Annotated in this window: 16 protein-coding genes; 9 read left to right on the forward strand and 7 right to left on the reverse strand. The window is 48.3% G+C overall.

The window, feature by feature from the left end; all coding sequences use genetic code 11:
* Window positions 1-96 precede the first annotated feature (96 nt).
* Complete coding sequence (locus tag H70357_RS10305; RefSeq protein ID WP_038588721.1) at window positions 97-963, forward strand: NADPH-dependent F420 reductase; 867 nt, start codon at window positions 97-99, stop codon at window positions 961-963.
* Window positions 964-1,113: 150 nt separating this feature from the next.
* Here H70357_RS10305 and H70357_RS10310 read toward each other — a convergent pair whose 3' ends face one another.
* A complete protein-coding gene (locus H70357_RS10310) occupies window positions 1,114-2,853 on the reverse strand; it encodes an SGNH/GDSL hydrolase family protein (protein WP_081965758.1) in 1,740 nt (579 codons plus the stop codon).
* 225 nt (window positions 2,854-3,078) lie between these two features.
* On the opposite strand from H70357_RS10310, the gene H70357_RS10315 reads away from it, so the two are divergent.
* Complete coding sequence (locus H70357_RS10315) at window positions 3,079-5,961, forward strand: glycosyl hydrolase 115 family protein (RefSeq protein ID WP_052091959.1); 2,883 nt, start codon at window positions 3,079-3,081, stop codon at window positions 5,959-5,961.
* Window positions 5,962-5,963: 2 nt separating this feature from the next.
* On the opposite strand, the gene H70357_RS10320 is transcribed toward H70357_RS10315, so the two are convergent.
* Window positions 5,964-7,055 carry a GerAB/ArcD/ProY family transporter gene (locus H70357_RS10320; RefSeq protein ID WP_038588723.1) on the reverse strand — a complete coding sequence of 364 codons (1,092 nt, stop codon included), beginning with the start codon at window positions 7,053-7,055 and terminating at the stop codon, window positions 5,964-5,966.
* Window positions 7,056-7,230: 175 nt separating this feature from the next.
* Here H70357_RS10320 and H70357_RS10325 point away from each other — a divergent pair, with 175 nt between their 5' ends.
* The 4 genes from H70357_RS10325 (at window position 7,231) to H70357_RS10340 (ending at window position 11,054) form a co-directional block, all read left to right on the forward strand.
* Complete coding sequence (locus tag H70357_RS10325) at window positions 7,231-8,760, forward strand: spore germination protein (RefSeq protein WP_038588725.1); 1,530 nt, start codon at window positions 7,231-7,233, stop codon at window positions 8,758-8,760.
* Window positions 8,741-9,964 (forward strand): Ger(x)C family spore germination protein, encoded by a 1,224-nt coding sequence (locus H70357_RS10330; RefSeq protein WP_038588727.1) that lies wholly within the window; start codon window positions 8,741-8,743, stop codon window positions 9,962-9,964. The genes H70357_RS10325 and H70357_RS10330 overlap by 20 nt, the downstream gene beginning before the upstream one ends.
* Before the next feature lie 5 nt (window positions 9,965-9,969).
* Window positions 9,970-10,200, forward strand: coding sequence for a hypothetical protein (locus H70357_RS10335; RefSeq protein WP_038588730.1), 231 nt, complete (start codon window positions 9,970-9,972; stop codon window positions 10,198-10,200).
* An 89-nt stretch (window positions 10,201-10,289) separates the two neighbouring features.
* Window positions 10,290-11,054, forward strand: coding sequence for a hypothetical protein (locus H70357_RS10340; RefSeq protein WP_038588733.1), 765 nt, complete (start codon window positions 10,290-10,292; stop codon window positions 11,052-11,054).
* Window positions 11,055-11,113: 59 nt separating this feature from the next.
* Here H70357_RS10340 and H70357_RS10345 read toward each other — a convergent pair whose 3' ends face one another.
* Window positions 11,114-11,938, reverse strand: a complete 825-nt coding sequence (locus tag H70357_RS10345; RefSeq protein ID WP_038588736.1) for a MerR family transcriptional regulator — start codon at window positions 11,936-11,938, stop codon at window positions 11,114-11,116.
* Window positions 11,939-12,323: 385 nt separating this feature from the next.
* On the opposite strand from H70357_RS10345, the gene H70357_RS10350 reads away from it, so the two are divergent.
* Window positions 12,324-13,823, forward strand: coding sequence for an MFS transporter (locus H70357_RS10350; RefSeq protein WP_038588739.1), 1,500 nt, complete (start codon window positions 12,324-12,326; stop codon window positions 13,821-13,823).
* A 91-nt stretch (window positions 13,824-13,914) separates the two neighbouring features.
* Here the strand turns inward: H70357_RS10350 and H70357_RS10355 are convergent, their stop codons facing one another.
* The 4 genes from H70357_RS10355 to H70357_RS10370 form a co-directional block, all read right to left on the reverse strand.
* The gene (locus tag H70357_RS10355) at window positions 13,915-14,457 is read right to left on the reverse strand and encodes an NADPH-dependent FMN reductase (protein ID WP_038588742.1); all 543 of its coding nucleotides are present in this window, start codon (window positions 14,455-14,457) and stop codon (window positions 13,915-13,917) included.
* A gap of 249 nt (window positions 14,458-14,706) precedes the next feature.
* On the reverse strand, window positions 14,707-15,330 hold the full coding sequence (locus tag H70357_RS10360; RefSeq protein WP_038588745.1) for a sugar O-acetyltransferase: 624 nt from the start codon (window positions 15,328-15,330) through the stop codon (window positions 14,707-14,709).
* A gap of 56 nt (window positions 15,331-15,386) precedes the next feature.
* The gene (locus H70357_RS10365; protein ID WP_038588748.1) at window positions 15,387-16,418 is read right to left on the reverse strand and encodes an ROK family protein; all 1,032 of its coding nucleotides are present in this window, start codon (window positions 16,416-16,418) and stop codon (window positions 15,387-15,389) included.
* Window positions 16,419-16,579: 161 nt separating this feature from the next.
* Window positions 16,580-17,167, reverse strand: coding sequence for a sugar O-acetyltransferase (locus tag H70357_RS10370; RefSeq protein ID WP_038599187.1), 588 nt, complete (start codon window positions 17,165-17,167; stop codon window positions 16,580-16,582).
* A gap of 189 nt (window positions 17,168-17,356) precedes the next feature.
* On the opposite strand from H70357_RS10370, the gene H70357_RS10375 reads away from it, so the two are divergent.
* Window positions 17,357-18,295 (forward strand): aldo/keto reductase family protein, encoded by a 939-nt coding sequence (locus tag H70357_RS10375; RefSeq protein ID WP_038588751.1) that lies wholly within the window; start codon window positions 17,357-17,359, stop codon window positions 18,293-18,295.
* Window positions 18,296-18,313: 18 nt separating this feature from the next.
* Window positions 18,314-19,336: an SDR family oxidoreductase gene (locus H70357_RS10380; protein WP_038588754.1), complete on the forward strand. Its 1,023-nt coding sequence runs from the start codon at window positions 18,314-18,316 to the stop codon at window positions 19,334-19,336.
* Window positions 19,337-19,420 lie beyond the last annotated feature (84 nt).

A 19,420-nucleotide genomic window follows, 5' to 3' on the forward strand; every position in this document is an offset into this window, starting at 1 on the left:
TTGACGCTTAAAAGTGACCGGAGTATACTGACTGTAGTCACTTTTAAATGAGTGTACGACATATCAGCCAATCAGACGAAAGGAAGGTTTAATAATATGAAGATTGCTATCATCGGAACCGGACGTATCGGGGGGAACCTCGCCAGAGCATTTACAAAATGGGGGCATGACGTTGCCATCGCCAATTCCGGCAATGCAGAGGCCCTGCAGAATTTGGCCCAAGAGACAGGGGCGAAGCCGGCAACGATGCGGGGCGTCGCCGAAGGCGCTGAGGTCGTGATCATCTCTATTCCGATAAAACGCATTCCGAGCCTGCCGTCCGGATTTCTGGACAAGGCCGCTCCAAGCGTGGTCGTCATCGATACAAACAACTATTATCCATTTATGCATCGCGACGGCGTGATCGAGGAGATCGAAAAAGGACTTCCCGAAAGCCGTTGGGTGGAGCAGCAAATCAAACGCCCGGTCATTAAGGCGTTCAATGCGACCCCGTGGTATAACTTGACTTGGGGTGTGCCTGCAGGAACTCCGGGCCGTTTGGCTCTGCCTGTCGCCGGCGACGATCCCGCGGCGAAAGCCATTGTTTTCAAATTGGTCGATCAGGTAGGGGTCGACCCCGTCGATGCTGGCGTTTTGAATGAGTCTTGGCGCCTGCAACCCGGCAAGCCGGTCTATTGCGTCGACCTTGATGTACCAGGGGTAAAGCGGGCGCTCGCCGCGGCGAGCCCGGAACGCGGTCCCGAATTAACAGCGTTCCACCTTAGCAAGGAAGTGATTCAAGCAGCGCACGAGCAGCAAAGTGCGTTTTACGAGAAATACTTCAAAGCCTGCCTACTGCTCGCGGAAGCGAACGATTGGACGGAAGCGAAAGCCACTAAGGCGGTGCATGTGCGATTTGAGAAAGGCGACAAGTCCCCAGACGATATTTTGAACTTTGTACTAGAACAGCAACGACTTGATTGATGACGTGGTTGAGGCCGTTTTTTATTGAGTGGTAATGATCCGCTGGTTTGATTTGTACGAGGACTATAAAAAAGAATCAAACAGCGCCTTATTCGGGTTGTTTGATTCTTTTTGATATTTGTCTTGATGGGTTGTACAGATATTCAGCTCTTATACGTTATAGCCGAAGCCGAGGATCGTGAAGCATTTGTCCTCATCACCAGCGGCCATTCTTATTTCTATCACGTGCTCCAAGTTAAGCTCATTCTGGTACAGGATAACCGGGTTGCAGTGTGTCCAGTTGTTCTCATGCGGATCAGCAGTGACCACCAGTTTGCCATCGACGAGAATGTCCGCTTTTCCAAATTCGGGACTGCCTGAATCCTTGTATACCAGGATAAGGTTTTTGCTTGTTATCGTCAGCTTGAAGCTGTCCTGTCCCGAAGCAGCCTCATGCATCCAGTTATGCGGGAATTCTGGGGTCCCGTAAGGGTTCGCGTCCATTTCCACCATCTGCAATTCCGTATCGCTTCCCGAGAAACCGCCTGCTTCAATGCTGGCAGCGCCTATATGGCTCTTGCGGTCCAGCAGCCGGGTGCAGGCAAAATCATTTCCCAGAACCGGCGGTTTATCCAGTGTGATATCCCCGCCGGTCGTAAGCGATTTATAGGTCTCGGAGAATAAGAAGGTGAGGCAATCCGCCATTACCCGGTGACCCTCGTTAGTGGGATGATAGATATCATAGAAAAATTGCCTTTTCGATATGATATTACCTTCAGCCTTGCTCAGTCGGAACTGTTCTGTCACTGCGTTCTTTACACTCACCATAGGGAGATGATAGTGCAGGCCTACGGGGGAGAGCCGTTCCTGGAGGTTCCAGTCATTCACAAAAACACTAAACAGCAGGATCACGGCCGGTTGGTTGCTCGCGGAAAGGATCTTCAGGCAGAGGCTTTCAAAGCAGTTGCCCTTTGTTTCATCGCCCTCGTCGTTTACCGCGAATTCCACCACTACAATGTCCGGTGTTACGGCACCGTCCCTGAGAATATCTCTTTCATAGCGGATGACCCCAAGCTCCGATGGCGTTCCGCCTACTCCGGCCTTCACATAATGAATGTTCTCTCCGCCGTCCTTGCCGAATAGTTCCTTAAATCTTAAATAGGACTGATAGGCATAACACTGGGTATGTATAGGCTTGGCCCCCGCACCTTGAGTGATGGAACCTCCGATGTATGCGATCGTGACGTCCTCACCTTTGACTGCCTTTGCTATCGCTGCCCTCAATCTTGTATTATTGCCTGAATGCATCAAGGACTTTGCGATCATGTCCCTGTATTCATTCGAGCCGAACGAAACCGGAGGTTCAGTGCTAAGTTCAGGCACAGCATAACCGTCATTCAGATAGAAAATGATACTACCCGTCGCCAGCTCGCCCTCCCGGCTGAATTCGAAGGCGAATTTGCCGGGAGACTCATCATCCTCGGACCATGTGAAGTCCTCTAGCTTGAGCATGATTTCCGTTCCGTCGCCCGGGCAGGGAACAACCAGCCGGGTGCCTGTCTCATATTTACTCGTTTTGCCCCAGTTCTGGAGATGGAAAGACACCTCCACATCTGCCCTGGCTGTCTTTACGGACACCCCGATACTATGAACCAGACGGCGAAATCCAGTCCAGCTCCCCAAAAGATCCAGAATCTTCTCATCTGTGACTCCACCTATATATTTGGCCTTGTCTATCAGATAGTTGCCTTCGAGATAAATTTCCTGTGAAGGCCTGCCCTGAGCCCGCGCTGTCGCCTCAATAGCTGTTTCAAACAGCACGAAAAATCCGCTTCTTTTCTGAGCCGGGTCCTTGGGTGCCTTAGGACCTTCATTTATACCGGCAGAATAGACCTTACTATTGTCTTCCACTTTAAACCAGCCTCACTTTCCAATGTGTATGAAGGCGCTTTCGAACACTTTCATTATAGACTTGAAATCCGGGAGGGCTCAACGATATTCATAAATCCCAATAGTTATTACAATAAGTCCTTTAGTTTGTATATGTTGATTGAAACCGCTTTAATTATATAATATGCCTAAGCAGAGTTTTGTCTGAACCTACATTAATCAAGAAAAACAAGGAGCGACATTGCAATGATAACGAATCGTACAAAGCCTGGTTCCTCGCCGGTCAAGCAATTTACGCTTGTAAAAGAGGGAATCGCGGGCAAGATTTACATAGATCCCAAGGGGGAGGATTATGACGGATTACATCGGGTGGCCAAGTCTTTTGCCGCGGATGTGCATCTCGTGACGGGTACAGAGCCTTCCATCCTTACACAAAAGGAGCACCTGGCTGGAACGGCTGTTATTGCCGGATCGATTGGCAGCAATGATGTCATTGATACGTTAATTGCAGAGGGGATTCTTGATGTATCCGCCATTCAGGGCAAGCGGGAATGCTACCGGATTCAGAGGGTGGAACATCCGGTTCCCGGAGTAGATCAGGGACTGGTTATCGCCGGGAGTGATAAGCGGGGCACGATATACGGCATCTATGCAATTTCCGAAAGGATTGGAGTCAGCCCGTGGGTATTCTGGGGGGATGTTGTCCCGGACAAGAAGCCGCTGCTGGCTTTTTCCGCAGAACAGCTCAACAGCACATCCAAGGAACCCTCCGTCAAATACAGAGGGATATTTCTGAATGACGACTGGCCCTCCCTGGGCTCTTGGGTGACTCAGGCGTTTGGCGACTTCAACGAAGAGTTTTACGATAAGGTATTTGAGCTGATTCTCAGACTGAAAGGGAATTTTTTATGGCCGGCTATGTGGAGTGCTGAATTCAGCCTGAACGGCAAAAGCAGCCCGATCGCCAATGCCAGGCATGCTGAAGCATACGGCATCATCATGGGAACCTCCCATCATGAACCTCTGTTCCGGGCAGGCAGCGAATGGCAGAAGGTATACAAGCAGTATGGAACAAGCAACCTGTGGGATTTTGCCCGGAATAAACAGGCGATCACCAATTTCTGGGAAGATGGAATCAAGCGCAATAAGAGCTTTCATAACCTGATCACCCTCGGCATGCGGGGGGAGGCCGATTCCGCACTGGAGGGTTCTGACCGGGAGAATATTGAACTGCTTAAGGACATCATCCTGACCCAGAAAGACTTACTACGGAAATATAATCTGGACCATGCGCCGCAAATTCTCGCCGTATACAAGGAAGTAGAGAAATACTGGTACGGCACTGCTGAAGTAAAGGGCTTGAAGGACTGGGAGGTCCTGAAGGATGTTACAATTCTGCTGGCTGACGACAACTTCGGCAATCTGCGGAAAATCCCCGCGGTACACGAGCAGCACCGCAGTGCCGGCTGGGGCATGTATTATCATTTTGACTATCATGGCGGTCCGCATTCCTATGAATGGGTGAATACCATTCCGCTGGAGAAGGTCTGGGAGCAAATGTCTATGGCATTCGATTACGGCATCCGCGAGGTATGGGTCGTTAATGTAGGAGACCTTAAGCCCATGGAATTGCCGATATCCTATTTTCTGGATTTGGCATATGACTTTGAAGCTTGGGGGAGCCATGCAATCAACCGGACTGGCGAATATACCAGACGGTGGGTGGAGCAGCAATTCGGCCATTCTCTGGAGGCAGGAAGTATAGAAGGAATCGGCCAGTTGTTATCGGATTACACTAGAATGAACGGCCGGCGCAAACCGGAAATTATCAATACTTCAACCTTTAGTCTTGTGAACGGTCACGAGGCGCAGAGAGTTCTGCAGCTGGCGCTTGGAATTGAAAATGCAGCCGATAACTATAATGCGTTGATCCCTGAATCGCAGAAGGATGCCTATTATCAGCTCGTCTATTATCCTGCGGTAGCTTCGGCCAATGTGGTCAAAATGCATATCTATGCCGGAATGAGCAAGCTGTATGCTGAGCGGGGCAGTGTTCTGGCCAATACCTATGCGAAGTTGACAACGGAAGCAATCGAGCGGGATAAGGAACTGGAGCATTATTATAATACCCGGCTTTCAGGAGGGAAATGGCAGGGGATGATGAGTTCCGCTCATGTCGGGTATGTCCGCTGGGATGCGGAAGGGTGGAAGTATCCGGCAGTGCACACCATAATTCCTGATCAGGATTCTCAAATGATCGTTGATGTAGAGGGAACGGAGCGAGGATATGTTACGGGTACGGCTACTCTACCGGTATTCAGCAATCTGCACCAAGAGACGTATGAGATCACGATCAGCAATGGTGGAGCGGCGGGCTTCATGTATCGGGCAGACTGCAATGCGGACTGGATCAGGCTGGATAGCACGCAGGAGTGGGTGGACACAGGGAAGACGATACAGGTAAGTGTGGACTGGGAGAAAGCAAAGGGGAAGGAATCGGGCGAAATTACCCTCACAGGTGCCGGAGGAACGGTTAGGATCGATGTATCCTTGGACTGGTTTGACCACCGGGAGGTGCCGCCGGCAACCTTTATTGAAGCTCATAATATCGTGGCGATTGAGGCGGAGCATGCCCTAAGCCGTGTTTCGAAATCCGGAGTTGAATGGAGGATTATCGAGAACTATGGCCGTTCTTTATCCTCGGTCAAAATGTTCCCGGACGGAGCATCTTTTGCCGGGCCGGAGCATGCGCCATATCTGGAGTACCGGATTCTGGTGCGTCAGGACGGGGAGTACACCTTGACCGCCTATCTTGCTCCGACAAACAATCTTTCACCGGTCAGAGGGTTGAAATATGCGGCAGGTTTTGATGGCGAAACTCCGGTGATTGCGGACGCGCTGCCGCCGCACTATGAAGGCGGCAACCATGACAATGAACCTTGGTGCCGCGCCGTTATGGACAATATTCATACGCCCGTCACCCGCCATACGCTGACCCAAGGGGTGCATACTCTCCGCTTTTACGGACTCGCTGCCGGACTGGTTGTTCAAAAGCTGGTGCTGTCTGCTTCCACGCTGCCCTATACCTGCCTTGGGCCGGAGGAGAGCTACCGTACGGGACGGGCGTAAGTTCAGATGCGTTTTTTGATGTGATAGACAATGAGCAGCATTAGCGGGAAAACGATGGAATAGGTGAAGTCCCAGTCTACCCAGTAGGCGGGGATTTCTTTGACGTAGAAAATAAGATCTTTTGCAATCAGATGGGTCAGACCGTAAAGCAAAAATGCCACCGGAAAAATTAGGGGACGGTATGATTTCAGCTTCAGCAGCTGGGCGGTCCCTAAGACAAAGGCGTAGAAGTAAAGCGCTGTTTTGAAATAGGTGCTTATAATCCATGTGGTAGCCATTAAAGCTTCAAGCCGCTGCAGAAAATTGCCGATGTTAATCCTTTGGGCAAGAATATAAGCTGCATAGAAGTTGTGCTCGGAGAAATAAGCGCCCAACACCGTCAGGGAAAGAAACAAAATAAGGTTCAGTCCAACCCCTCCGATGAGCAGGGCGATGAATATATCCCGGCTTGTATTGCTTTGTTTTTTGGCATAGGGATACACCATGAAGAATACGCATAATTCCCCAAACGGATAAAATACCCCAAAAAAGACCGTGTGCAGCATGTCAGGAAACGGTGTATTCATAATCGGATAGATCTGCTCTATATGAATATCGGGAATCAGCAGAGCGAGCAGGCCGATCAGAAAAACCGAAAAGAAAGGGAGGAAAATCTGGGCCGCCCGCCCCAGCGTTTCCAGACCCAGTCTTAAGCCATACACCAGCAGAACAATGGCCATGAAACGGATAACTCCCCCGGGGGTCGCCTCGTAAACCTGTGTGCACATAAAATCTTCAATTTCCCTGACATAGGTAGAGGCAGCAATGAGAAAAAAGATTAAATAACTCAGAGCTACCGCTCCACCCACCCATTTTCCTAAAATTTGTTGTGAAAGCTCGATAATTGTTTTATTAGGATCAATATTGGCTGTAGTTATCATCAGCTTTAGGGTTGCGAGACCCAAGGGAATACTAATGAGGCCGGCGATCCACGCATCTTCGTGAGCTTCTGCTGTCATTATCGAAGGATATACAAGCGCCATGTCCCCAATAAGAGTGAAAAGCCCGAGTACTATCATTTGAGCTGTACTGATCTGGTCCTTTTCAAGTCTCATGTGATTCCTCCGTATCTGCTGCAAGCCCTTTTCAGCGTTTCAATATTATTTTCCTTAGCATGCAATATCCTTCCATAATTATGCACCCTAAACAAAATAGAGGTGGAATCGGGATAATTATCAAATTCCGCATCATACTAAGGACAGTTTGTTCACGAAAAACGGAGGTTACGTTATGGAGGATGTCCTTAGGAGCCCATTGTCACACCGGCTAGAGGATAATCAGAAGCAGCTATCCCAATTGCTCGGGAAAAGCACCGATCTGATAATCAAAGAATTGCAGCTGGATCCATGTACGCAAATTGCGGTGATCTATATAGATGGTCTTGTAGACACGCAGGTGCTGCATAACTCTATTCTTTTTTCCCTTCAGGAAGGCTGTGCCCCTGAGCTCCTGCGGGATCTTGATGCCGGGCAGAAGTTTGAGCTTCTGCAGAAACGTATCCTAATCGCAGGAGATCTATCTGTTACTGATGATCTGAGACAATTTGCGTATCAGCTAATGTCCGGCAATGTGATGGTGCTGGTGGACGGAATACCGAGTGCCCTGCGGATCGGGCTTCCCGGGTGGGATGACCGGAATGTAAGTGAACCCAGCTCGCAATCGGTTGTGAGGGGGCCGATGGAGGCGTTCACAGAGAATATGAGAACGAACACGTCATTGATCCGAAGAAAAATAAAAGACAGTCACCTGTGGCTCGAAACGTTCCAGATCGGCAAGGTGACGCAGACCAGCGTGTCCATTATGTATCTCACTAATCTCGCAAGCCCTGACCTGGTGCTGGAGGTAAAGCGCCGGCTGGACCAAATAGATACAGACAGCATTCTGGAGAGCGGATATATCGAGGAATTTATTCAGGATAAGACTGCCACGCCTTTCCCGACAATCTATAACAGTGATCGGCCGGATACCATCGCGGCGGGAATTCTGGAAGGAAAAGTGGCGATTCTTGTGGACGGAACGCCGTTTGTCCTGCTGGTGCCTTGCTTTTTTGTCTCCTTTTTCCAATCTGCCGAAGATTATTATCAGCGGTCCGATATTGCCACCTTGCTGCGGTTTGTTCGCTTTCTTTCTTTTTTTATTACGATGCTTGCCCCCTCTTTTTACGTGGCGGTTACTACGTATCATCAGGAGATGATCCCTACCAGTCTGGTCATAAGCCTTGCCGCACAACGGGAGAGCGTCCCGGTTCCGGCTTTCGTAGAGGCGCTGCTTATGGAATTAACGTATGAGATTCTCCGGGAAGCGGGTGTGAGAATACCGAAGAATATAGGGCAGGCCATCTCAATCGTCGGTACGCTGGTCATTGGCCAGGCAGCCGTTGCGGCGGGTTTTATCTCATCGGCGATGGTTATTATTGTATCCATTACGGCCATTTCCAGCTTTGTCATACCGGAGTCGGGCATGGCCATTGCCGCAAGAATGATTCGTTTTGTATTTATCGTGCTGGCTGGTTTTATAGGGTTGTACGGGATATTGTTTGGCGTGTTTTTGATTGTGCTGCATTTGGCAAGCCTTCGTTCATTCGGCATGCCTTATATGAGTCCAATCGCTCCATACGAATCGAAAGATCTGAAGGATTCGATCTTCCGCTTTCCTTGGCCGCTTTTAAAGACAAGGCCGGCTAACTTGAAAGTACAGAATTTAAACCGCCAAGACACTTCCATGGGGAAGGAACCGATTTATGAGCCCAATAAAAAGTAAAGTCCTTCCTCGGCTGCTGCTTGCCCTTCTCATTCCCCTGCTGCTTAGCGGTTGCTGGGAAAGAAAGGAATTAAATGAATTAGCCTTTGTGCTGGGAATGGGACTGGATAAGGCGGAATCCGGCTACAGGGTCACGATGCAGGTGGTTATTCCTTCTTCGATTTCTTCGCAGACAGCAGGAGGAACGAGCGGCGGCGGGGTACCAGTGGTTGTATCCAGCTTCACAGTGCCCACGTTCTATGAATCGGACCGGCAATACAATCTCATCAGTTCGAGAACCGCCTACAAAGGGCATATCCGCGTACTGGTGATCGGAGAGGAGCTAGCACGGACCGGTATCGCTGAGATACTTGATGTACTGAAGCGGAGCCGGGAGCCGCGGAATGATTACTATGTCATGGTCGCGAAAGGGACCACAGCGGAAGAAATGCTGAAGGTTCTCACCCCGCTTGATAAAATACCGGCGAATAAATTGTTTAGTTCCCTGGACAAATCCTACAAGATATCAGCCAAAACTGCTGCGGTACCCCTTAACAGGTTTGTTGATGATCTGCTGTATGAAGGAATTAACCCGGTGTTGACCGGAGTTGAGGTGGTTGGCAATGCCAGCGAAGGCGACAAGATGAGCAATCTGGAACAGAGCGTACCTAAAGCCAGTTTACAATACCGTAGCTTAGCTGTATTCAAGAAAGACAAGATGGTCGGGTGGTTAAGTGATAAAGAGACAATCGGCTACAATTACATCACCGATAACGTTGTCAAAACCTCAGGTATTGTAATAGGGGACGACGGCCGGCCTATTGTTATTGAAGCGATACGGACAACCACTAAACGGAAAATGAAGATGGTCGGCGGCGAACCGCATATTTATATTCATGTAAAGGCGGAGGGCAATGTGCAAGAAGTCCAGAGCAAGGATAACCTGGAGGCGGAGAGCGTGATTAGACAACTTGAAAGGAAATCGGAAGAGCGGATAATCCTGCGGATGGAAACTGCCGTCAAGCATATTAACGAGCGCTACAATGTGGATGTCATGGGCTTTGGACAGTTGATCTACCGTGCCAATCCTAAAGCTTGGGCCAGGCTGAAGCAGACAAAGGGGGACAATTACCTGAAATCGCTGCCTGTCCATTACAAAGTCACCATGTCGATTAACCGGATCGGTGTTACGGACAAATCTTTTATTGATGATGTCAAGGAGTGAGCGAAATGCTGCTGCTGTTATTTCTGGTTATTGCGGCTGTCTGTATAGCCGTCGATGTGCCCTTGCTAAAGCAGGGAAGCAGGACCCGGGATTTGCTGGTCTGGGGCGTACTCTGGATCATGGGCCTTGGTGCGACTGTCTGCTTCTTGTACAGAATCAAAGTACCAAGCCCGCTCCTTCTGGTCATGCTGATCTATAGGCCCGTCAACAGCCTGTTTGAATCATGGTTTTATTAGGTTCGTCAATGGGTTGCCTGATGTCTGCAAAAATTAACAGCATGGTTTTGAAAAAAATGGTATCCTATTCAAAATGAGGAGGATGAGTGATGGGTATGCAGGGAGTTGCGGCATTGAATTCTTTCAGACCGCTTATTACCAATAATAATCTCTACAATAGCAAAGCAAATGTGTCTGATTTCAAGAACCTATTAAATGGCGTTGAACAAAAAGTGGGAAAAACAAATACATTTATCAGTGCGAAGCAGAGTCTGCAAGAGACCTACCCTGACTTAAAATATCATGTGTTGGATTCGTCTCAATTTACGTATTGGAACAGGCTGGACTTTCCTGATTCAAAGATTTTTGAAGATCATATAGATGCTGAGGCCTTAAAAACCTGGAAACCAACCACCCAGACTGCGACAGGCTATGAACCATGGGTGCAACGTGATCTTGAAAAAATTCAAAAAGGTCTTCACGTAGTTTTTATACATCCTGCCACACAGGAAAAGATGGATAAAGATCCTGAATATGCGAAATGGATTGCAGATAAAATCGAGAAATATTTTGAAAACGACATAAAGATCAATAAAGCGATAGATCCGAAGTCGGTTGAACAGATGTCACAGGCAGTTTCAATTACAGAAGATGGTCAAATCGGATTGCATGTAACAGTTTGTGATGGGCCTTCAGCACAACCATCCGCTGAGAAGGAAGCATCCGCTATAAGAGGAAGAGAACAGGAGCCGTTAAGGCAACTCTATGAGATGCCGATTCGCGTTTCATTGGGTAAGGCAACAGCTGCTCCATTACAATATGATTATAGATATGCATATAGCATTATTCCGACAACGCAGATCACAAGGTCATGATCCTATCTAACCAAAGCGGAGGATTCCCAGGAATTCTCCGCTTTCTGTTCCGGTGCAGGTTAGCAGTCTGAAACTTCAACTGATATTTGTATAACATAGTTGTCCGGATTTTTTTCTGCCAAATAGTTGAGGAGATCCACTGAGTAAGCACTCCCGGAGATAGCCATTCCTTTGCTACTTATATATTTGTTTATAATTGAGTACGTTACGGGCATTGTTTCATACGATCCTCTATGATTCATGATGACATAGCGTCCTTTGGGTTTGATGATCATCCGCTCCCCCGGAATCGGGGTCTTGAGCCTATTGGCAATATAATCCGCATAATAATCTCCCGACTCCAGGCGGTCCTTGCCTAAAATGGTCCAAATCGGGAACTCGCAATCAATAAAATGACTCTCGCAATATTCCCGGTGTTCGCTTAATTTGTGAGCAAACTCCTTGTCACCATCGCCCTGTTGTAATTGTATGGCAATGAAATATTCCTCTTCACATTCCTCTATCGACGGCCCATCGTCTACCTCCCCCTGAGCTTGCTCCGTCATTTCAATAGCACCTTTCAATAGGCTTTGCATCCTTTTAATTTTATTCCGCTCGACTTCCAGGACATCCAGCTTCTGTTTGAGCAGCTCTAGGAGCAATGGTGTGTTCTGATTTTGCATGAACCCCTTGATTTCCTGAAGTGAACTCCCTGCCTTTTTCAGCACATTTATAATATCAAGCGTGTAAGATTGCGGAATGGAATAATAACGGTAGCCCTTTGAGTTGGTATATTCCGGTTTTAAAAGCCCGATTTCATCATAATGAAACAGGGTATGTTTGGTGACTCCGCAAGTTTTGGCAAATTCGCTGGTAGTAAGGTATTGATTGTGATTTTCCGTCATATGCAGTTCCTCCATCCGATTCTAGATGTGTTATATAAATTGAACTTATAATTCTTCTATTCTGGGAATGGCCGTGACTCCAGAGAATGTTTGGACTTCCGGCCGCTGTTAGGTTTGGATTTCCTGAATTTAACCGCGAATCGCGGTAGAAATCCAAACCTTGCCCATGCTTCCGAAGAGAGCTTTCCTACGGAAAGCTTTCAGGCGGACGCTATCGCTCCTCCAGTTCCAAAATTCCCCTCCGCCACTTTTCCCTAAATGTAATTCTCAAGTTCAATCTATATAGCTTAATATTTTATCCTGAAATTCAACGCTTGACTATAGGGTTACCCTATAGTTTAACGTTTGAAATGTAAAATATACTTTGTATTATTGGAGGAACAACATGTCTAAGTTCAAACGTTGGATGATTCTGGCTATCGTATCAAGCGCACTTTTGCTTATTGTGATGGATATGACCATCCTGTATACTGCATTGCCCAGCTTAACGCATGATCTCGGTGCGTCTGCGTCAGAAAAATTATGGATTCTCAATGGTTACTCTCTTGTTATGGCGGGTTTGCTTCCGGCGATGGGGACACTTGGGGACCGTTTGGGTTATAAAAAAATCTTCACCCTCGGGTTGCTCGTATTTTCTGTTGCTTCACTTACTGCAGCCTTTTCCCCCGTCCCTCTAGTATTGGTTGCAGCCCGGGTTCTTCTTGCAGTTGGAGCATCCATGATGATGCCTGCAACATTGTCCATTATCAGAGTTACCTTTACGGATGATCGTGAACGTGCACTTGCGATCGGCATTTGGGGCTCCATTTCCTCAGGCGGTGCAGGGCTTGGTCCGATTGTCGGCGGGCTTTTGCTGGAACATTTCTGGTGGGGTTCCGTGTTTCTGATTAACCTGCCAATTGCGATCATTGCCTTGGCCTTAACAGTGATGTATGTTCCGCAACATGCTGGCAATAAAGATAAGAAATGGGACCTCATCGGTTCGATCCAGATCATGATCGCTATGGTGGGACTTATCTACTCAATTAAAGAATTTGCGCGGCGTGACGGGTCCATAACATTCGCCATAATGGGGGCCGTTGCCGGTGCCCTGGCACTGATCATCTTTATCCGCCGCCAGAACAACAGCAGCAGTCCGCTAATTGATCTTTCTTTATTCAAAATCACAAGATTCTCCACTGGTTTTATCACTGCCCTGGTTGGTGCATTTGCACAAATGGGGATTCAATATATTGTGACCCAGCGTCTTCAATTGGTGGAAGGTCTGACACCGCTCCAAGCAGGGTTGTTCACGATAAGCATCCCGGCTGCAGCTTTAATTGCCGGCCCGATAACGGGGGCTGTAATGCACCGTTTTGATGTTATCCGGTTGAAGAGCCTCTCTCTGCTGATTGCCAGTCTGGGGATGGCCATCTATTTAACGCAGTTTAATGCAGGGATTGCCGGGCAAATTGTTGGACTGGCTTTATTGGGTGCCGGATTGGGAGCAGGTATGACAGCTGCCTCTCATTCGATTATGAACTATGCCCCTTCACATAAAGCAGGGATGGCTGCGTCCATTGAAGAGGTTGCATATGAGATGGGGGGAGCATCGGGTATAGCTATCATCGGAAGTATGTCGGCGCTTGTGTATTCCCTGTCGATGAAAATTCCTTCGGGCCTTAAGGTGCCTGCGATTGTGAAGGACAGTCTGGATGAAGCACTGCTGGTTGCAGAGGGCTTGCCTCCTCAGGCTGCAGAAGCATTGAAAGAGGCAGGCCGTACTGCCCTTGACCACTCTTTTTTTATTATTCTTGCGGGTGTAGCTGTATTTTTGGCAGCAGCGTCGCTAATCGTCCGGTTGGCCGGAGGGCGGTCCAAGGCTCATGATCTTTTAAAGCTTTAGCGCTGGGCATCAGGAGATGAAGAGAGGGGAAAGGGAGTAACGCAAAAAAGCCACTTCACAGTGTGAAGTGGCCCGAAATACCGTTCCTCTATTATTGACGCAATGTCTTTAGCGCTCCGCTCCAGGCCAGCACTTGATCAAGCATCGCGTTTACATTTGCGGTATGCAGATCAGCCGGTTTGAAGACTGTACCGTTCTCGAAGTCTGTGAACAAGGACAACAGCGGGTGTACCCGGACATCCGCAACCTGCAGTTCACCGAGAATTCCACGCAAGTGTTCAGCGGCGCGTACACCGCCTGCAGAACCATAACTTACGATACCTGCAGCTTTATTGTTCCATTCATCACGGGCAGAATCCAGTGCATTCTTAAGTGCTCCCGTAAGGCTGTGATTATATTCCTGGGCAATAAATACGAATCCGTCGAGTGTGGCAAGCTTTGCTCCCCAAGCCTGAGCGGGTGCGTAATTATCACTTTCACCAAGCAGCGGCAATTTGAAATCAGCAATGTCCACGATTTCATAGTTGGCATCTCCGCGTGCGTCTGCGATTCCTTTTACCCATTCACCTACTTGCGGACTTACCCGTCCTTGACGAGTGCTGCCGAGTATAATACCGATGTTTAACTTTGTCATTTGAATTACCTCCTGAGTGATTTCTTAGTTATAGTTTCTAATAACTTCTATGCGTTTATTATAGCATATTACTTTTTTAAAGCAAGTGGTTTTTCGAAACTATTAATCTTTTAAATTTGAGCAGAAATTACTAGACGTACTACAAGTGGAAACGGCTTCGCCGTCCTCAAAAGGACGGTATCCGTTTCAGCGGGAAATAAAATCTTATATTTTAAAAAAATCCGCCAAAACGGCGGATTCTGATGCTGCTTATTGATCAATCTCAATGTCTCTGTAATATTCGTCTTTGAGAGTTTCCCAATGCTGTTTGTCTTCTTCAGTAATAGATCTAAGCACTTTGCAGGGGTTGCCCACAGCAATAACATTATCGGGAATATCCTTGGTGACTACGGCCCCGGAACCGATGATCACATTGTTGCCGATGTTGACACCGGGATTTATTACTGTGTTTGCGCCGACCCACACGTTGTTTCCAATAGTAATCGGTTTGCCAAATTCGAGCATGGTATTGCGGACCTCTGCATCAATGGGGTGGCCGGCAGTATATACACCTACCCTTGGACCCAATAACACATTGCTGCCGATGGTTACGGGTGCCACGTCAATGATGATGCAGTCATAATTTGCATAAAAGTTATTGCCGATTGTGATGTTGCAGCCATAATCGCAGCGGAAAGGGGGTTCAATATACAAGGATTCCCCTGTAGAACAGAATAATTCCTTGAGCAATTCCACTCTATATCCTAACTGTTCTTCCGTACTGTTGTTGAACAAACGGGTGAGCATTCTGGATTTCTTATGGTCTCGGGCTAATTCCCCGCCTCCGGCAAGGTATAGCTTGCCCGCTAGCATGTTTTCTTTGTTTGTCGCCATGATTTCGGCCTCCTGAAGTGTTCTTTATTATCTTTACTGCAAGATTGCCGCCAGAATTACCGGCGTTTCTCTATAAGCTGTAAAGAGTACGTCATGCTTTCGAGTGTGATGGCAATAAGGCCGTTCATGTAATCATCATCAGGATCATCCAGCAGGATAAGCTGAGGCATATGTTCTGCGGGGATGATCTCCAGACAGCTTTCCAGAATGTGCTGCACATCTTCTTGTCTGAATTGCTCTCCCGTAAGTGCAATGGTCTTCGGATTAATAACCGCGGTCAATGAAGCTACAGCATGCACGGCCAAAGGGAGAAAGGTATCATCTCCACCTAAGCGGATGAACTGCTCTTCCCGGGAAATTCCAAAGGGCAAAAAAGAAACTTCGCCAGCAAACCGGGTATTTCCCTTGTGAATATGTCCGTCGATTATAATCCCCGAGCCCGGAAAGCTGCCGCGGATAAAGGTCAGCACCACGATGGTTTTGTCTTCATCATAGGACTGCTTGTTATAGAATCCGTAGGCGGTGAGATTCATATCATTTTCAACAGTGACCTCGACGTTGTACTTCTCCTTAAGCAGTGATTCCAGCGGAACATTGATTAACGAATGGATATCACAAATATTAATAACACCTTGATGAACAAGACCCGGAATACCGATGCCAACGGCCTTAATATTGTTATATTTCTGTGTGAGCGTTGCGACCAGATGATCAAAGCTTGCCGCGTCAATAAGCTCGGGTTCCAGCAGACCTTGTTCCACAAGTTCACCGGTTGAATTTGTTACCGCAAAAGTTAAGGATAACGAGCCGTCCTCCGTTTTGGCATAGATGCAGGCGATATAGGAGAAATCAGCATTGTACAGGAAACGCCTTGCCGGACGTCCTCCGCTGGAAGCTTCCAGTTCGGTCTCAATAACCTCGCCGGTTTCTACCAGCTCATTGAGGATGTTTCCGCAGGTCGCTATACTTAACCCTGTAACGCTGGCTACCGCAGCCTTTGTGCCTTGCTTCATCGCTTTTAAGGCTTCCTTGATCAGCTCCTGATTTATCCTTTTAACGCGCATAGAATTGTTGGCGATCTGATTCATTGGGTGCATCCTCCATACCTTCGACACTTTCGATATTGGTTATTAAAAGTATTGTAAATAATATACCCTGAGTTTTTGCAATTGTCCAGCAAGCCAAAGAAAAAAGCAGCCCTCACCAGGGCTGCTTTCTTAAGATCACAATATCCAATGGACTCAGACGGCTATTCCCGCCGGTATTTATCCCGGTCTGCTTCCGTAATTTCACGGATGACCCGGCAGGGATTGCCGGCTGCCAGCACACCGGAGGGAATGTCCTTGGTTACGACACTCCCGGCGCCGATGACCGTGTTGTCACCGATGGTCACGCCCGGCAGGACGCTTACGCCGCCGCCAATCCAGACGTTGTTTCCTACTGCAATCGGAAAGGCAACTTCCAGCCCTTGATTGCGCTGTTCCACGTCAAGTGCGTGCCCTGCAGTATAAAATCCGCAGTTGGGCGCTACGAATACATTGTCGCCGAAGGTAATCTTCGCCCCATCTAGCATTACACTGTTGTGGTTGATATAGAAATTTTCTCCGATCTCAATATTATAGCCATAGTCGCAGACAAAAGGCTGTTCGACCAGGAACCGCTCTGCTGTGCTTCCCAGAAGTTTTCTGATGATTTCTTCTCTACCTTCGGTATTTGCCGGATGCAGCCGGTTGTATTCATAACACATTCCCTTAGCGTATAAACGTTCTTCGATCAATTCCTTGTCATAATTTGCATCGTACAATAAACCTAAATGTGATTTTTCTTTTTCTGTCATAACCATCTGGTCTCCACTTCCTATCATTTTATTGCCGTATATTGGTAAAATAGACCTTTAAATTTTACCATACGATTTCTATTTTATTCAAATAGGATGGAATTTACAGGTGAACTGATCTAAAATAAAAGTTGTGTACAAAACAACCGGAGCCATTAGAGCCGGATCTATGGAGAGGAGCAGTGTGATATGAAGTATCGCAGATTGGGTGGAACAGGGCTTAAGGTCAGTGAAATCAGCTTGGGAAGCTGGCTGACTTACGGCGGTTACGTGGAACGTGAGAATGCCGTTAAAGCCATTGAAACCGCTTACGGATTGGGTGTTAATTTTTTTGATACGGCCAATGTATATGAAAAAGGAGCGGCGGAGAAAGTGCTGGGCGAAACTTTACGCGGATTTCCCCGCGAGTCCTATGTTCTGGCGACCAAGGTTTTCGGCGTTATGGGGGAGGGGCCTAATGACCGCGGATTGTCCCGCAAGCATATTACCGAGCAGTGCCATGCCAGTCTGAAACGGCTTGGGGCCGAATATGTGGACATTATGTACTGCCATCGCTATGATCCGGAAACTCCTATTGAAGAAACACTGCGGACACTGGATGATCTGGTCCGTCAGGGCAAGGTGCTCTATGTGGGTGTAAGTGAATGGACGGCAGCGCAAATGGCGGAAGCGCTCGCGGTCGCCGACCGTTACCTTCTGGATCATATCGTTGTTAACCAGCCTATTTATAATATGTTCGAACGTTATATTGAGAAAGAGATCATTCCGCTCGGCCAGCGTAAAGGAATCGGACAAGTTGTCTTTTCCCCGCTGGCCCAAGGTCTGCTGACGGGTAAGTACAGCTCCGTCTCTGATATTCCTGAGGACAGCCGGGCAGCTAAGCTGGACTGGATGCGTAAAGGGATAACGGAAGAGAAAATTGCCAAAGTGCGTCAGCTTGAGGGTGTTGCGGCTGAACTGGACATTTCTGTCGGCAATTTGGCGCTGGCCTGGATTCTGCGTCAGCCTAATGTGGCAAGCGCGCTGGTCGGTGCAAGCCGTCCGGAGCAGGTTGAGGAGAATGTTCTGGCCTCAGGCATAGAGCTCTCCGGGGATATTGTGACCAAGATTGAAGAGATTCTGGGCTAAAGAGAGGAGCAGAAAGAGATGAAGGTATTATTTATCGGAGGGACAGGATTAATCAGCGAGGCCGTCTCCAGACTGGCTGTTCAGCGCGGGATAGAGCTGTATCTGTTTAATCGCGGAGAGCGGGGCGAATTCGTGCCGGAAGGTGCGAAGGTGATCCAGGGAGATATCCGCAAGGGGGCGGAAGCCCGTGAAGTGCTGAAGGGGTATGAATTTGATGTTGTGGTAGACTGGATCGCGTTCACTCCTGAGCAGGTGCAGCTCGACATTGATCTGTTCACCGGCAAGACGAAGCAATATATCTTTATCAGCTCGGCATCGGCTTACCAGAAGCCGCAGCGGCATTACCGGATCACAGAAGAGACGCCGCTTGTCAATCCATACTGGCAGTATTCACGCGATAAAATCGCCTGTGAGGAACTGCTGCTGGAAGCCCATCGCAGCAACGGCTTCCCGGTTACAATTGTCCGTCCGTCGCATACTTATGGCGTTACAGCAATTCCTGCAGTTTTGACGAGCTGGCAGCATCCCTGGTCACTGGTAGAGCGCATCCGCAAAGGCCAGCCCCTCGTGATTCATGGGGATGGAACCTCACTTTGGACGCTGACCCACAATACCGATTTTGCCAAAGGGGTTGTCGGCCTGCTGGGACATGCTGAAGCCATTGGAGAGGCTATCCATATCACTTCTGATGAAGTGCTGAGCTGGAATCAGATTTATGCTGCCATTGGAGAGGCTGCAGGCAGAGAGCCGAAGGTTGTGCATATCTCCACGGATTTCATCGCAGCCCATACACCGGCGGGCACGGCGGATGGCCTGATCGGGGACCAGGCGGTAAGCAGTGTGTTCGACAACAGTAAAATCAAACGGCTTGTGCCGGATTACGAGGCTACGGTTCCATTCGCAGAAGGAGTGAAGCTGTCGGTGGCGTGGTTTGAGCGTCATCCTAAGCTGTGCTTGATGGACCAGGAATGGTCGAAGATGCTGGACAACCTGATCGGCAAACATGGCATCGATCCCAAGCTGCTTTCTTATTACGTTTAAGCTTAAGCTCATAGGCTGCACATAAGCTCAAAAGACGGTGATTCCTAATAAGGATCACCGTCTTTTTGTGGGGAATTTTGTTGC

It is taken from the genome of Paenibacillus sp. FSL H7-0357, from assembly GCF_000758525.1.
GTDB lineage: Bacteria > Bacillota > Bacilli > Paenibacillales > Paenibacillaceae > Paenibacillus_AQ.